This window comes from Cupriavidus sp. KK10 (genome assembly GCF_018223725.1).
Classification (GTDB): Bacteria; Pseudomonadota; Gammaproteobacteria; order Burkholderiales; family Burkholderiaceae; genus Cupriavidus; species Cupriavidus necator.
Genome location: NZ_CP073678.1, coordinates 582,695 through 596,676, shown reverse-complemented (window position 1 = coordinate 596,676; position 13,982 = coordinate 582,695). Strand labels below are relative to the sequence as shown.

Sequence of the window (13,982 nt, the reverse complement as noted above, 5' to 3'; positions counted from 1 at the left end):
CCCCGCCCGCGAGGGCAGGGAGGTGGGGGTTGGACGAGGCGTGCCGAGTCGTTTCCCCTTGGGTGCTCTCCCGCTTGGCGGAAGAGCACAGGGCGCGATCTTCAGGGTCAATCCATCGACATCGTCGCGATATCAATGAACCAGCTTTGCGGCTGGACCACGCCCTTGACCTTCTTCGAGAGCGCGCGGGGACCGACGTCATGCGCAATCAGCACGAACGGCGCTTCCTCGACAATGCGGGCGTGCAGCTTCGCCAGCGCCGCGTCGCGCGCCTTGGCGTCGAACGACGTGCGTGCCGTCTCGATCAGCTTGTCGAATTCGGCATTGCCGAAGTAGCCCCAGTTGTTCGACACCGGCGGCTGCGTCTTGGTGCTGACAAAGCGGACCATGGCAAAGAACGGGTCCATGGCGGCAAAGCTCACGTTGATGGCATTGGCTCCGTGCGCGCTTGCATCCTTGGTGCCGACGCGCCAGTTCGTGAACAGCGTGTTCCATTCGACCACATCGAAATCGACGTCGAAAAAGCATTCCTTGAGATTCTGTTGGACGTACTCGTTCATCGGCAGCGGCTGCATCTGGCCGGAGCCGGAGGCCGATACCTGTACCTTGACCTTGAGCGGCCTGGCCGCGGAGTAGCCCGCCTCGCTCATCAGCTTGCGCGCGGCATTGGCGTCGTACCTGATGTCGAACTTCGGGTTGCCCCACCACGGGTTGCCCGGCTCGACAATGCCCTTGGCCTCCGCCATATAGCCGCCAAGCAGCGTCTTCAGACCCGGGCGGTTCACGCAGAGGTTGGCGGCTTCCCGCACCCGCTTGTCGAGCCACGGCGAGTTCGGTGCGAACGACAGCTGCCATGGCCACACATGGGGCTGGGCGTTGGCGTAAACGTTGAAGCCGCGGCTCTTGATCTGGGCGACCGCGTCGGGGGCCGGTGCCTCGATCCAGTCGACCTGGCCCGACAGCAGGGCCGCCGTGCGTGCGTTGGCCTCGGGCATCGGCACCATCACGACCTTGTCGATCCGGGGCACGCGCTTGCTGTCCCAGTACGTCGCGTTCTTTGCCAGTTCCAGCCGCTCGCGCGGCACGAAGCGGGTCATCTTGAACGGGCCCGTGCCGGACGCGTCGGCGGCGAACGCCACCCATGCCTGTTTGCTTCGCTCGCCCGCATCGGAGACGGACGCGGGAACTGCGGCGTATTTCTTCTCCCACTGCACGGGCGAGGCCATGAAAAGGTTCGACAGGTTATACGGGAGGAAGGAGTCGGGCTCGGACGTGACCAGTTCCACGGTCAGTTCGTCGATCTTCTTTGCGCTGCGCAGCGTGGGCATGCGCGAAGCGGTCACGCCGACTTGGCTCGGATCGAATTGCCGCGCCGTCTTGTCGAGGACCTTGTTGACGTTCCACACCACGGCATCGGCATTGAACGGCGAACCATCGTGGAACTTGACCCCGGGGCGCAGCTTGAAGGTCCACCTGGTCTTGTCCTTGTCATCGACCTTCCAGTCGGTGGCAAGGTCGGGAATCAGTAGGCTGGGTCCGTTGCTCTTGGACAGGTCCCATTGCGTGAGCGCGTCATACATCGGAATGCCGGTGAAGCGGTTGCCCTCAAAGCCCTGATCGGGCTGGCCGAGCGTACGCGGGATATCGGCAGCGGTCATGCCAATGCGCAACACCTTCTCGGCCATCGCGGCACCGGGCAGGGCGAGCAGCGAGAGTGCGACGGCAGCGGACACGGACTGCACGGCAGCAGAGAAACCTTTCGCTTGGGTGGACGTGGGGTGGTTCACAGGCAATGCTCCTGGGTTGGGAAGGGCTGCGAACGATCTAGCAATTGATATGCCAGCAAGACAGGCGCGGTCATGGTCTGCTTCTTGCGACATGGAGCGCGATGTTCAACCACCGAAGGCATGACAGACATGGATTCGCAGCACCTCCCCCGCATCAATGGCGCCCGCCTCTGGCAGTCGCTGATGGATCTCGGCGCGATCGGCGCCACGCCGAACGGCGGCGTATGCCGTATCGCGTTGACTGATGAGGACCGCAAGGGCCGTGACCTCGTCGTGCAATGGTTCCGCGAGGCCGGGCTCGACGTGCGCGTCGACGAGATCGGCAACGTGTTCGCGCGCCGCCACGGAACCGATCCCGCAGCGCCGGCAGTGGCAACGGGCAGCCATATCGACACGCAGCCGTCCGGCGGCAAGTTCGATGGCAACTTCGGCGTGCTGGCGGGGCTCGAGGTGATGCGCACGCTCAACGACCTGGGCATCGACACGCGCGCGTCGCTCGAAGTCGCGTTCTGGACCAATGAGGAGGGCACGCGCTTTACCCCGGTCATGATGGGATCGGGTGTGTTTGCCGGCGTATTCGGGGCGGAGCATGCTCGCGCCCAGAGGGACCGCGACGGCGTCAGTGTCGATGAGGCGCTCGCGGCCATTGGCTATCGGGGTGAACACCGCGCGGGCGAGGTGCCGGGCGGCATGTATGCCGCCTATTTCGAAGCCCATATCGAGCAAGGGCCTGTGCTGGAAGCGGAGGGCCTGCCCATCGGTGTGGTCTCGGGCGCGCTCGGCCAGCAGTGGTATGACGTGACCGTGACAGGCCAGGATGCCCACGCGGGCCCGACGCCATTGGCGCTGCGCCATGATGCGCTGCTCGCATCCGCGCGCATGATCGAGACTGTCAACCGCATCGCGCGCGAAGAAGCGCCGCATGGGCGCGGCACGGTTGGCTATGTCGAGGTCAAGCCGAATTCGCGCAACGTGATCCCTGGCCGGGTCGACTTCACGGTGGACTTCCGCAACCTCTCGCAGGAAGGCCTGGATCGGATGGATGGGGCGATGCGCGCGGCGTTCGCGGGGATTGCCGATGCGGCGGCGGTATCGGTCGACATACGCCAGGTGGTCAAGTTCGAGCCGTGCCTGTTCGCGCCGTCGTGCGTCGACAGCGTCCGCCGGGCCGCGGCCTCATTGGGCCTTCCCCATATGGAGGTGGTGAGCGGGGCAGGGCATGACGCCGTCTATCTTGCGCAGCGTGCCCCGACGGGGATGATCTTCGTGCCGTGCAAGGACGGCATCAGCCACAACGAACTGGAAGACGCGCTGCCCGAGCATATCGAAGCCGGCGCCAACGTGTTGCTGCAGGCGATGCTGGCGCATGCGCGCTGAAGCCTGAGGCATCACCGGCAGGCTTCGCGCCTTCATGCGGCGAGGGGGCGGGCCTGCGTGCAGTTTCAGTGTCCGATGGACCTGGAGATTGCCCACGCACATTCCACGACCAGCGGCCCGAGTTTTTTCTGTGCCTCGGCCATGGTCCAGCGGCTCGCGGGTGGCGACACATGTACCGCGCCAACCGCCACGCCACGGTTGTTCACGATCGGCGCGCCGACGCCCATGTCGCCCAGGAACAGTTCCTCCTCGTTGCACGTGTAGCCCACGCTCCTGCAAGCCACCACACGCTCGAAGATCGCATCGACATCGGTCAACGTGGCCGGGGTGCGCGGCACGCGCGCCGACGCTTCGAGCACTGCCCGCACCTGTTCATCGGGCAGCGTGCTCAGGTAAGCGCGGCCTGAACTCGTGCAGTACATCGGAATGCGCATGCCCACAGGCGTCAGCACAGGCATGTGCTTGGCCGTCATCAACTGCGCCACATAGACCATGTCGAGCCCCACGGGCTCAGTGAGATTCGCCGTTTCGCCGCTGGCGTTGGCCAGCTGCGAGAGATAGGGGCTGGCAATGGGAATCAGGGTATCGGCGGCCAGGTAGTTGTAGCCGATCTCCATCACCTCCGGCGTCAGGCGGAAGCGGCGCGTCTGCGGGTGCCTGTCGACATAGCCGAGCCGCTCCAGGGTATGGACCGTGCGTTGCGCCGAACTCTTGGTCATGCCGGTCAGTTCGGCCAGCTCGGCTAGCGTCAGGGTGCGGTGAACGGCATTGAAAGCGCGCAGGACTTCGAGGCCTTTTTCGAGCGATTGGTTGAAAAGCGGGTCCGGTCGTCGAGGTTCCGTGGACATCGGGAAGTCTGAGGTAGCACCATCGGCGTGATCCGCTGCACCACGATGGTAGAGTATTGCACCGAGATATTACAGAATCGATTATCGATTCATTGCGGAGGTCAATGATACACGGTCTTCAGGACTTTGGACTCGATGGGTGTGTTTAGAGCGGGTGACCGCACCCAGCGTGCAGCGAGCTGGGGATCGGCCAGGAAGTGCTCGTAAGCCAGCAGATCTTCATGGATCAGTGACGCCATTGGCTTGACACGCTGCAGCGTGGCCCTGACGTAGACGAGAGCGTGCAAAAGTTGGGGAGGGCACCAAGGGAGAGCCGCTTGGGATGTCGCGCCGGATCCATGTGGACTACGCTGCTCGGTATCGCAACGGTGGGAGCGAACCATGCGGTTAATCATCGAAGCCAGGTTGGTCGACGAAGGTAGCGACACCGGCCATGACGATGACGCAGCTTTGGCCGTCATTGAGCGCCCTGACGGTAGCCTTGCGGACCTGGGCCTTACCCTTGCGGAGGGACGGTCGCTGTTGGCCAAGGTGCAGGCCGAGCTGGTTTCGAAACAAGTGAAGAGGTGGTTTTCGGGCCAGACCCATTGTCAGTGCTGCGGAGCAACATTGAGACACAAGGACAGTCGCTCGACGGTAATGCGTACTGTATACGGCAAGGTGACCGTGCACAGCCCGCGGCTGTGGTCGTGTGCTTGCCAACGGACTGCGAGGACGCCGCGGTGTGTGGTCCATCCCTTATCTAAAGCTCTGACGAACCGCGCCACGCCGGAGCTGGAATACCTCCAGGCAAAGTGGGCAAGCCATCTTCCGTGCCGGCAGGCCACGGCTTTGCTTAAGGAAGTTCTGCCGCTGGACAAGGGCATTTCGTTCAGCGGCGCTCGCGATCGAATTCGAGCCATTGGAAAGCAGCTCGACGCTGACATCGAAGATGACATCGCGAAGTTGCCCCAGCCTGTAGCGGACGTCCAGATTCGCGAATCCAGCCATGTCGCGACCGTGAGCGTCGACTCGGCGTGGCTGAGGCATTGCGACTCCGTGAGAGGCCTTGGCCGCCACGTCAATCTCGTAGCCGGGCGAGCGACGTTCACGGACAGTCCGCCAAAGTTTTACGCCTATGTGCACCGGGAAGTCCCCTCAGCTGCGGCGCGACTCGATCAGTTCCTCCATAGAAACGATGTGGCGACCGATGAACGCGTGACCGTGATCAGCGACGACGCCGGTGAGTTTGCGAAGACCGTCCAGGGCAGTCAGCTCGCACGCGGCAGGCTTCTCGATTGGTTCCACATCGCCATGAAGTTCAACGCGGCGCAGCGTTCCGTGTTCGGCAGCAAGGTGATCGACTCATTGGAACGGGAATCGATAGAGACCGAAATCACTCACGCCAAGGGTCTGGCATGGCAAGGGCCGCAAAGCGTTGGAGCGCATCAAGGCATTGGACACTCGACTGCTGATGAGGACGGGGTATGAATTCAGCACGCTTTGGTGGAACCTGGATAAAGTCTCCTGGTACCTGCGGAAGAACGCAAATACGTTGGTCAACTAAGGCGCTCGGCATCGGAAGGGCCTGCCGATCAGCAGTAGCATCGCGGAGTCCGCGGTGAACCAGGTCGTCAGCCTTCGCATGGCTAAGAAGCGACAGATGCGCTGGACGGACGAAGGGGCGCACTGCATGGTGCAGGTCAGAGTCGCAGTCTTAAACGGAGAGCTCTCTTCCGACCGCATCTCGGCGCTCAAGATCGCCGCCTCGCGTCACGGCAAATGCATCGTGGCAGCATCGCCAGACTGGCACCGACGAACGAACAAAATCAACATCCTTGCCGCAAGTCAGGGCGCCTGACGAAATCCGCCTCCCCAACTTTTGCACGCTCTCGGATCGTTGACGACTTTCCTTTGTGCTACGGCTGGCAGGCTCGCCCACGTTCATCAACAAGAAGAAGAATGGCGGTGGTGGGCGGTGGAGACGACGGCCGTTCCACGCTACAACATCCTCCACGCCAGTGCGCCCTCGTCACACAAAGTGCGGAAGACCCCAAAGTCATGCGTCTGCGGGTACGCATAAACAAAGTTTCCAGCCGCAATAGGCGCATGAAGCATCGACCTTCGCCTGGACCCGAGCAACCGCCGCACGCGCAAGCGCGTTGGTTCTTGACGAGATGGACGGAATCGGGAAGCAGTCCCGAAACAGGGGGAGAAATCGTCCGCGTTCATGCCGAAATTGGCATCGAATTGGCTCCTCGATTTCATCTGGCGGCACTCGTATGGTCAGTTCAGCGTCGCTGACCTGGTTTTGGACACCATCCTTAGCCTGACGAATCTTTTTCCTGGATCATGGATTTCAGAAGCAAATCGAGTGGAGCACTGGAGACCTTGAATACGCCCTTGTACGGATGGGTTAATTCCAGTATGAGAAAATTGGCACTCGTGATGGCGATAGCCCCCAACAACAGAAAAAATATTGCAATTATATTGCCGCCATTGAGGCTGCCATAAAGGAAAAACAACAAACAGGCCCAGCCGAATACAATATCAAGAAGCAAGGTTGGTACCTGACTCGACAGACTCCGGACAATATTGGATTGAATGGCAATAAAATTGCTGGAAAACTGGCGGATTGAGTTCAGATCGTCACGAGTAATATTTTCAAACTCTTCGGAGATCTTATTTATCTCCAGCACCGTCTCAACATCTTCGGAAAGGTGATCATAATTTACCTCTCCGCCATGCTTTCCACTCTCATCCGGCCAATATCTTATCAGTAAGCGAGCAGCCATCCGCCGCAACATAATTCGTGGACTATCAGACACTACAGGGAATTGCTTCAATAAAAGATCGATATTAGCTACCGCATTTACGAGCGAATTAAAATCAGCCTGTTGGCTATTGAAGGTGGTATAAGAGGAAGACACCAGCAGACCCAAAACAATGGCAAAAAGAGTGCCAATCAATCCGGAAACCGATCTGATTACATCCCCCGATAAATTAATATCGGTAGGGAATAGTGTATGAACATAAATCCCGACAATTGCACACGCAAAAGCAGCAATGGCAATTGCAATGCAGCGACAAAGTATACTCATTAAAATCGTCCACAAACGTTATTTTCTTTAATTCGTCGCACAATCCAAGTACTGATTGAGTTCCCAAGTCAAGCCAAGCCAAGCCAAGCCAAGCCAAGCCTATCCTGACGTGCCTGACCGTTCTTGACACTCCAGAACGCACGCATCGGGTTCAAGATCATACATCTGAGCGGCCTTGTTGCATAAATCGAGTTTGAAGACAAAGGTCCCGCTGTGATCTGGAATTCATGCGATACGGACGGTATGAGGGCGGGGGAGCGCCGGTGCGAACCGATCGCGCAGAGATCAGCTTTACGTCGTGGCCGAGAGTGGCTGCAACTGCCGCGCCCAATGGTGAGCACTGCCGCATGCTTCCAGAGCAACGAGTGCGCGCTCCCGCTTTGTGAAGAACTCTGTCACCTGGCGCTTGAGCTTGCGCTCGATCTCGCTAGAGTTCGCATTGACCGCATGCAATTGGAAGATGTGCTTGACAATATCCATGCCGATCGCGGTGAGCTTCATTTGGGACACCTCCAGCTAAGGTGGTTGCACGCGAACCCTACAAGATCTCCGGATTTCTCCCCCATATTGACTTGCGTGTCATCATGACAGGGAGTATGGTGATGACCAGGTCGTAAACGTTCCGCGAACTCGGCCACGAGACGCCAGGCACTGGCGCGGACTCTTTGAGGAGGTTAATGCGGCATGCATCACTTGAACCTGTCATCCGATCCGCAAGATGATCCCGCTACGGCCTTGCCCTACGTATTTGCGCCGGGAACGACGTTGCCAAACGCGGGCGCTGAGTACGCAATCGACGCGTGGCAGCGCAATGTGCTGTTCGCCGACGTGATGCGCGAGCGCGGCAACCAATACCAGGCGCACTTGCATGAGCGCACACCCAATGTGCTCGATTTCGCTGCCGAGTTGATCCTGGATGGGCGCACCTTGCCGCGACCGGTCAGCTACGGCCTCGTGCGCATCATTTCGCCTGACGATCTGCAACCCGATCGCAATGCGACCGAAGCGCACGACGCGGGCCGTCTTCGTCCGTTCATCGTGTTCGACCCGCGCGCGGGGCACGGGCCGGGCATTGGCGGCTTCAAGCGCGACAGCGAAATCGGCGCCGCGTTGCGAGCGGGACATCCGTGCTATTTCGTAGGCTTCCTTCCTGACCCCGTACCCGGTCAGACAGTCGAAGATGTCATGCATGCCGAAGCGACGTTCCTCGAGAAAGTCATCGAACTGCATCCGGATAGTCCTGGAAAGCCCGCCGTAGTCGGCAATTGCCAGGCAGGCTGGCAGGTACTGATGACAGCCGCGATGCGACCTGAGCTGTTCGGGCCGATCATCGTCGCGGGCGCGCCCGTTTCGTATTGGGCAGGCTGGCGCGGCAAGAATCCGATGCGCTATTCCGGAGGTTTGCTCGGCGGTTCCTGGCTGACCGCGCTCACGGGCGATCTCGGCGACGGCCGCTTCGACGGCGCGTGGCTCGTGCAGAACTTCGAGAACCTCAACCCGGCCAACACACTCTGGCAAAAGTACAACAACCTGTATGCGAATATCGATACCGAAGCGCCACGGTATTTAGGCTTCGAAAAATACTGGGGCGGCCACGTGTTCCTCAACGCGGCAGAAATGCAATACATCGTCGACAACCTATTCGTCGGCAACCGGCTCGCGCGCGGCGATATCGTTATGTCGGATGGCGTGCGTCTCGACCTGCGCAATATCCGCTCGCCGATTGTCGTGTTCTGCTCATACGGTGACAACATCACGCCGCCACCCCAGGCGCTCGGCTGGATTACCGACCTGTATCGCGACGACGCCGACCTGTTCGGGCACGACCAGACCATCGTCTACGCAACCCATGACAACATCGGCCATCTCGGCATCTTCGTGTCGAGCAGTACGGGCCGCAAGGAGCATCGCGAATTCGTGAGCAACATCGATCTCATCGACCTGTTGCCGTCCGGCCTGTATGAAGCGCACATGGGGGCGAGGACCGAAGCAACGCCGCGTGCTGACCTCGTCGAAGGCGATCACGTGCTGTCGATCGCGCCGCGCAGCATCGATGATGTGCGGGCGATCGTGCAGCCAGACCCGGAAAGCGACCGTCGTTTCGCAACAGCAGCCTATGTGTCCAATTTCAATCTCGGCCTCTATCGCAGCTTTGTACAACCGTGGCTACGCCTGTGCGTAACGCCGTGGAGCGCAGATCTCGCGAGCAAGTTTCATCCACTGCGGATCCCCTACGAGTCTTGGTCGGACCGCCATCCGCTGGCATCGAGCGTCGCCCAGGCTGCGCAAAGCGTGCGAGAGTCGCGCAAAGCCGCCCCTGCCGATAATCCATTCTGGCAAATGCAAAGCGTGGTATCGGACTCGATCGAGGCGTCGCTGAATTGCTATCGCGACATACGTGATGCGGCGGTCGAACAGCTCTTCGAAGCCATCTACGGCGCCCCCTGGCTGCAGGCCCTCGCCGGGCTTCCCCCGCAACGCGACGACGGCCGATCTGCCGTATCGGAAGACTCCGGCGAGGTCGACGATCGTCACGCAGCGATCGCCGCAGAACACGAACGGTTGCGCCATAGCATGACAACGGGCGGCCTCATCGAAGCGAGTGCGCGCGCGCTGCTCTTTGTGCGTCGTACGCACCGCGAAGCTGATGAACGCGGCTTCAATCTCGCGCGCGCCATGCTCGGCACGCTGTCCGATCGCGGCATTCTTTCGTTCAAGCAGGTTGTTCGCGAGCAAGCCACGTTGCTGCGCCTTGACGCCGATGCCGCAATCGATGCACTACCCGGCATGCTGTCCGGCGCGCCGCCCGCGGAGGTCCGTAACGCCGCACGCGACATCGAAAAGCTCAGCACCACGCTGCCGCTCGACGAACAAGAACGCGCCGATCTGGCGCGCGTTCTGACCATTTTTGAGTCGGCAGCGAAGGCGAAATCGGCGCCGCGTGCCAACGCCCGCCAGCAGGTCAAGTAACAGCGCGTGTGAGCGCGCGTGCCCGGTGGTTGATCGCTGTCGGGCTCCAGGAAGTTTAGCCAATCGAAGGCACACGACATGGAACACAAACGCGAAAAATATGGGCGGCTGATCGCTTTCGCGACAACGCTGCCGGCAATGCCGACCGCCGTTGCGCACCCATGCGATCACGACTCCTTGTCCTCAGTGATCGAAGCCGCGCGCCTCTGTCTGATTGCGCCGATATTAGTGGCGCCGCGCGCCAAGCTCGAGGCGGCTGCACGGGAAGGCAACCTCGACCTCGGCGATCTGCCCATCGTCGACGTGCCACACAGTCACGCGGCGGCAGAAGTCGCCGTGCAACTCGTGCATGAAGGCAAGGCGCAAGCACTGATGAAAGGTTCGCTGCACACGGACGAACTGATGGCAGCGGTCGTCGCGCGAGGCACCGGGCTGCGCACCGAGCGGCGCGTCAGCCATTGCTTCGTGATGGACGTGCCCGGCCAGGCCGACGCGTTGATCATCACCGACGCAGCCGTGAACATCTCACCGACACTCGATGAAAAACGTGACATCGTGCAGAACGCCATCGACCTCGCCCAGGCATTGCGATTTCCGTCCGTGCGGGTGGCGATCCTGTCGGCAATGGAAACCGTGAACCCGAAGGTGCCGTCGACACTCGACGCCGCCGCATTGTGCAAAATGGCCGACCGCCAGCAGATCACAGGTGGGATTCTCGACGGCCCGCTCGCCCTCGACAATGCGATCAGCGAAGAGGCCGCGAAGATAAAAGGCATTTCGTCGCCAGTAGCCGGGCATGCCAACGTGCTCGTCGTACCGAACCTCGAAGCCGGCAATCTGCTCGCCAAGAGCCTGTCATTTCTCGCCGGTGCGGATGCCGCCGGTATCGTGCTTGGTGCGAGGGTTCCCATCATTCTCACCAGCCGTGCCGATTCGGTGATCACGCGGCTTGCGTCGTGCGCGGTTGCTTCGCTCGTCGCACTTGCGCGGCGCGAGAAGCCTTCTGCCGCCATCGTCTAAAGGGTTCACGTATGGACGTCATTCTGGTCATCAATGCGGGGTCATCCAGCATCAAGTTTCATGCATTCGCGGCGAGTGACGGCGCGCTTGACCCAATCGCCGGCGGCAAGCTTGAGGAGATCTACACCAACCCGCGCTTTCAGGTCAAACGGCAAAGCGGCGAGATAATCGACGACAAGCGCTGGCCGGAGGGCGAACGTCTCGGCCATGACAAGGCGATTGCATTCCTGCTGGAATGGCTACGCGGACACGCGGGCGACGCCAGGCTGCTCGCCGTCGGCCATCGCGTCGTGCACGGTGGTGAACGTTATTCGGCGCCCGTACGCGTCGACGCGAAGGTGATGGCCGAACTGGAAGCGCTCATTCCCCTCGCGCCGCTGCATCAGCCGCATAACCTCGCGGCGATCCGGTCGATCCAGGCGAGCAACCCGGTGGTACCTCAAATCGCATGCTTCGACACGGCGTTCCACCATACCCAGCCCGACGTGGCGACCCGCTTCGCGCTGCCACCCGAGATCACCCAGCGCGGCGTTCGGCGCTACGGGTTTCATGGGCTTTCCTACGAGTACATTGCCAGCGTCCTGCCCATTCAATCGCGTTCGCACCGAAAAGCGATCTGCAAGGCGGTCGGTTGGTCAGTTCGGTGGAAGGCTTCGCGCAAGCGATGGACATCTCGTGGCACTCGTTCATTCGTATGGCGCGTCTCGCCGCGCCTTAGATGAATGAAGACGGCGCTCGAACGAAGCCAATCAGGTTGGACGAAAGATTGTGGATACCCATCACGCTCCGGAAAAGACGTGCGGAGTTTGCGCGAACCATCTGGGATGGGGCATGAGACTGTCAAAGCCGTTGTCGAGGGAATCATTGCGAAGCCCGTCATCTGACACGCGCGCGCATGTGGCGGCACCACAGATGACGGGCTGACCAGTACGTTATGCCATGAAGCGGGAACGCCAGACACACGCACAGCGCAGAGAGCAGACGCGAGAGCGTCTGCTCGAGGCTGCGCGAAAGATGTTCGTCAAAAAGGGATTGGCCGCAACAAGCGTGGAGGATATCGCAGAGGCGGCCGGCTATACGCGCGGCGCGTTCTATTCGAATTTCGGCGGCAAACCGGAGCTGCTGATCGAGTTGCTGCGCCGCGACAACAATAGGGCACGGGAAAATCTTCAGGCTCTCATGGAAGAGGGCGGCACGTCCGCGGAAATGAAGGCGCGCGATATCGCGTACTTCAGCCAATATCTTCGTGACCACGACTGCTTTCCGCTTTGGGTCGAGGCCCAGCTACTCGCGTGCCGAGACACCGAGTTTCAGGAGCGCCTTAGCGTCTTACGGCACGAAAAGCTCGACCAGTTCAGTGCGTACATCTGCACGTTGTCGGAGCGCGGCGGCAGGCCATTGCCCATGCAGGCGGACGCCCTCGCGCTCGGCTTGGTGAGCCTGTGCGATGGTGTGCAGTTCTCCAGAATGTGCGATCCGCAGACGGTGAGCGACAAGGGGATGCAGACCGTGCTTGCAGGATTATTTTCGTGGGTATTGTATATGACGCGTAGGCCTGGTTGTACTAAACCGCTGACGCGATAGTGGGGGAGGCGGAGGTCAGTGCCTGCGTTCGGTCAGGACTATTGTCTAGTGCCCGGCCATAGGTAATCCAGGTAGTAGTTGAATGCGGCGCAGCGCACTCAGCGCCGAATCGCCCGAATACTGGGCGCGGTGCCGCGAGGAGCGGTGCAATGAGCCGCCGAAGCGCGGATGCCGCACTGCGCCATGCTGGCGTGCCCGGGATTGGGGCCGCCAATTGCATGGCGCGTTAGCGATTGAGCGGCAATTTGCATGTCGAGTCGTACCTAATCGCTCCCAGGCCATCTTTGCCAAGGGAATTTCAACAGTCTGTTAATCTTACTGTGTCACCAATGTGATTGATCAGCCGGACGCGCAAGATGGGCAAAGCCCAAGACTGCGCATCAGGTGAAAGCTAAGTTGATGACGGAGTGTGGTGATTGAATTCCTCACGTGTCGTTGCGCGCGCAGGGCTGCCACGGGGGATGTAATCCGCGGGAAGCGCAGGTATCTGGCACTCGAGGAAGTTTTTTTATTCCCCTATGGGCTTGTCTGCAGTGAGTCGTTCGGCCATCAGGAAGCCATAGGCTGCGATACTCAGCGTCGCATGATGGTGGAATCCACGCCAGCCCCGACCTTCGTAGTGACCACGGCCGATCTCTTGTTTCAAGTCCTGGTAATCGCGCTCAATATGCCAACGCATTTTGGTCACGAACACCAGTTGTTCTATCAGCGCATCGGCTGGTGCTGTGGACAAGAAGTATTTGGTTGGCTCGGCTTCGCCCTGCGGCCACTCAACCAGCAACCACTCTTCGTCAGGCAAGGTGCTGCGCCAATAGTCCCGATGCGCCGGGCGAACGCGCACGGCCGCAAATCGCGATGAAAGGGCCGTATTGGTGCCTTCCCGCCAAGTCACCACTTGGTAAGCACTCGCGGGTAATGCCATCGCCAGAGCCTTCGCCGAAACCGGTTCATGGCCCGGTGCGCGACGCAGCAACTTCGGCGGCCTACCCGGACCGCTCGCTGGTTTGGCCGGCAGTGGCGAGACGCCTGGCGCCCAGACTGTCGTCGTGGAGCCAATCCCGACGGCGTAAAGCAGCCCCAACTTGGTCAGGCTTTCCCGAAACCCGGTTTCATCGCCATACGCAGCGTCGGCCAACACGACTCCGGCAGGCACGCCGGCTGCGATCGCCTCGCGAACTTGCGGCAGAGCAATCTCCGGCTTGGTAGCGAACGCGACATCGTCTGGCACGCCGGCCTTCAGGCGGCGAGTCTCATCGGCGGTTTCGTTGGTAAACCGGCGTGGGCGGGGTGTATGCAGGTCAGTGCTTAAGTTTCGC

General features: G+C 60.7%; 9 protein-coding genes and 5 pseudogenes. 8 read left to right on the top strand and 6 right to left on the bottom strand.

All coding sequences use genetic code 11. The features are described 5' to 3' along the window. Positions 1–107: 107 nt before the first annotated feature. Entirely contained in the window at positions 108–1,685 is a 1,578-nt protein-coding gene (locus KB879_RS34075) for an ABC transporter substrate-binding protein (RefSeq protein ID WP_249221577.1), read from the bottom strand. A 231-nt stretch (positions 1,686–1,916) separates the two neighbouring features. Between KB879_RS34075 and KB879_RS34070 the strand changes: the two genes are divergently transcribed. Then, positions 1,917–3,164: a Zn-dependent hydrolase gene (locus tag KB879_RS34070; RefSeq protein ID WP_211983969.1), complete on the top strand. Its 1,248-nt coding sequence runs from the start codon at positions 1,917–1,919 to the stop codon at positions 3,162–3,164. 65 nt (positions 3,165–3,229) lie between these two features. On the opposite strand, the gene KB879_RS34065 is transcribed toward KB879_RS34070, so the two are convergent. Both KB879_RS34065 and KB879_RS40590 read right to left on the bottom strand, forming a co-directional pair. Continuing rightward, positions 3,230–4,012 carry an IclR family transcriptional regulator gene (locus tag KB879_RS34065; RefSeq protein WP_211983968.1) on the bottom strand — a complete coding sequence of 261 codons (783 nt, stop codon included), beginning with the start codon at positions 4,010–4,012 and terminating at the stop codon, positions 3,230–3,232. Between the two features lie 161 nt (positions 4,013–4,173). Further along, a pseudogene (locus tag KB879_RS40590) lies at positions 4,174–4,275 on the bottom strand (integrase); the annotation flags it as partial. Between the two features lie 118 nt (positions 4,276–4,393). Here KB879_RS40590 and KB879_RS34060 point away from each other — a divergent pair. Continuing rightward, complete coding sequence (locus KB879_RS34060) at positions 4,394–5,482, top strand: hypothetical protein (protein WP_211983966.1); 1,089 nt, start codon at positions 4,394–4,396, stop codon at positions 5,480–5,482. 70 nt (positions 5,483–5,552) lie between these two features. After that, positions 5,553–5,727, top strand: a pseudogene (locus KB879_RS40585) (ISKra4 family transposase); the annotation flags it as partial. A gap of 588 nt (positions 5,728–6,315) precedes the next feature. On the opposite strand, the gene KB879_RS34050 reads toward KB879_RS40585, so the two are convergent. Continuing rightward, entirely contained in the window at positions 6,316–7,107 is a 792-nt protein-coding gene (locus tag KB879_RS34050; protein WP_211983962.1) for a hypothetical protein, read from the bottom strand. A gap of 276 nt (positions 7,108–7,383) precedes the next feature. After that, positions 7,384–7,593 carry a hypothetical protein gene (locus tag KB879_RS34045; protein WP_249221508.1) on the bottom strand — a complete coding sequence of 70 codons (210 nt, stop codon included), beginning with the start codon at positions 7,591–7,593 and terminating at the stop codon, positions 7,384–7,386. A gap of 183 nt (positions 7,594–7,776) precedes the next feature. Here KB879_RS34045 and KB879_RS34040 point away from each other — a divergent pair, with 183 nt between their 5' ends. The 5 genes and pseudogenes from KB879_RS34040 to KB879_RS34025 all read left to right on the top strand — a co-directional run bounded on the left by KB879_RS34040 (position 7,777) and on the right by KB879_RS34025 (position 12,666). Continuing rightward, positions 7,777–10,062 carry a DUF3141 domain-containing protein gene (locus tag KB879_RS34040; protein WP_211983960.1) on the top strand — a complete coding sequence of 762 codons (2,286 nt, stop codon included), beginning with the start codon at positions 7,777–7,779 and terminating at the stop codon, positions 10,060–10,062. Positions 10,063–10,140: 78 nt separating this feature from the next. Next, entirely contained in the window at positions 10,141–11,082 is a 942-nt protein-coding gene (locus KB879_RS34035; protein ID WP_211983958.1) for a phosphate acetyltransferase, read from the top strand. An 11-nt stretch (positions 11,083–11,093) separates the two neighbouring features. Continuing rightward, positions 11,094–11,669: pseudogene (locus tag KB879_RS34030) on the top strand (acetate kinase); the annotation flags it as partial. Further along, a pseudogene (locus KB879_RS39765) lies at positions 11,666–11,797 on the top strand (enoyl-[acyl-carrier-protein] reductase FabI); the annotation flags it as partial. The pseudogenes KB879_RS34030 and KB879_RS39765, both read left to right, overlap by 4 nt. 224 nt (positions 11,798–12,021) lie before the next feature. Further along, positions 12,022–12,666, top strand: a complete 645-nt coding sequence (locus KB879_RS34025; RefSeq protein ID WP_211983956.1) for a TetR/AcrR family transcriptional regulator — start codon at positions 12,022–12,024, stop codon at positions 12,664–12,666. A gap of 391 nt (positions 12,667–13,057) precedes the next feature. Here the strand turns inward: KB879_RS34025 and KB879_RS34020 are convergent. Beyond that, positions 13,058–13,921: pseudogene (locus KB879_RS34020) on the bottom strand (IS701 family transposase); the annotation flags it as partial. Positions 13,922–13,982 lie beyond the last annotated feature (61 nt).

What these genes read in the sequence shown, in the direction of transcription:
- KB879_RS34035 (WP_211983958.1), top strand. Translation starts at nt 10,141, where the DNA reads ATGGAACACAAACGCGAAAAATATGGGCGGCTGATCGCTTTCGCGACA.
- KB879_RS34040 (WP_211983960.1), top strand. Translation starts at nt 7,777, where the DNA reads ATGCATCACTTGAACCTGTCATCCGATCCGCAAGATGATCCCGCTACG.
- KB879_RS34045 (WP_249221508.1), bottom strand. Translation starts at nt 7,593, where the DNA reads ATGAAGCTCACCGCGATCGGCATGGATATTGTCAAGCACATCTTCCAA.
- KB879_RS34025 (WP_211983956.1), top strand. Translation starts at nt 12,022, where the DNA reads ATGAAGCGGGAACGCCAGACACACGCACAGCGCAGAGAGCAGACGCGA.
- KB879_RS34070 (WP_211983969.1), top strand. Translation starts at nt 1,917, where the DNA reads ATGGATTCGCAGCACCTCCCCCGCATCAATGGCGCCCGCCTCTGGCAG.
- KB879_RS34065 (WP_211983968.1), bottom strand. Translation starts at nt 4,012, where the DNA reads ATGTCCACGGAACCTCGACGACCGGACCCGCTTTTCAACCAATCGCTC.
- KB879_RS34075 (WP_249221577.1), bottom strand. Translation starts at nt 1,685, where the DNA reads ATGGCCGAGAAGGTGTTGCGCATTGGCATGACCGCTGCCGATATCCCG.
- KB879_RS34060 (WP_211983966.1), top strand. Translation starts at nt 4,394, where the DNA reads ATGCGGTTAATCATCGAAGCCAGGTTGGTCGACGAAGGTAGCGACACC.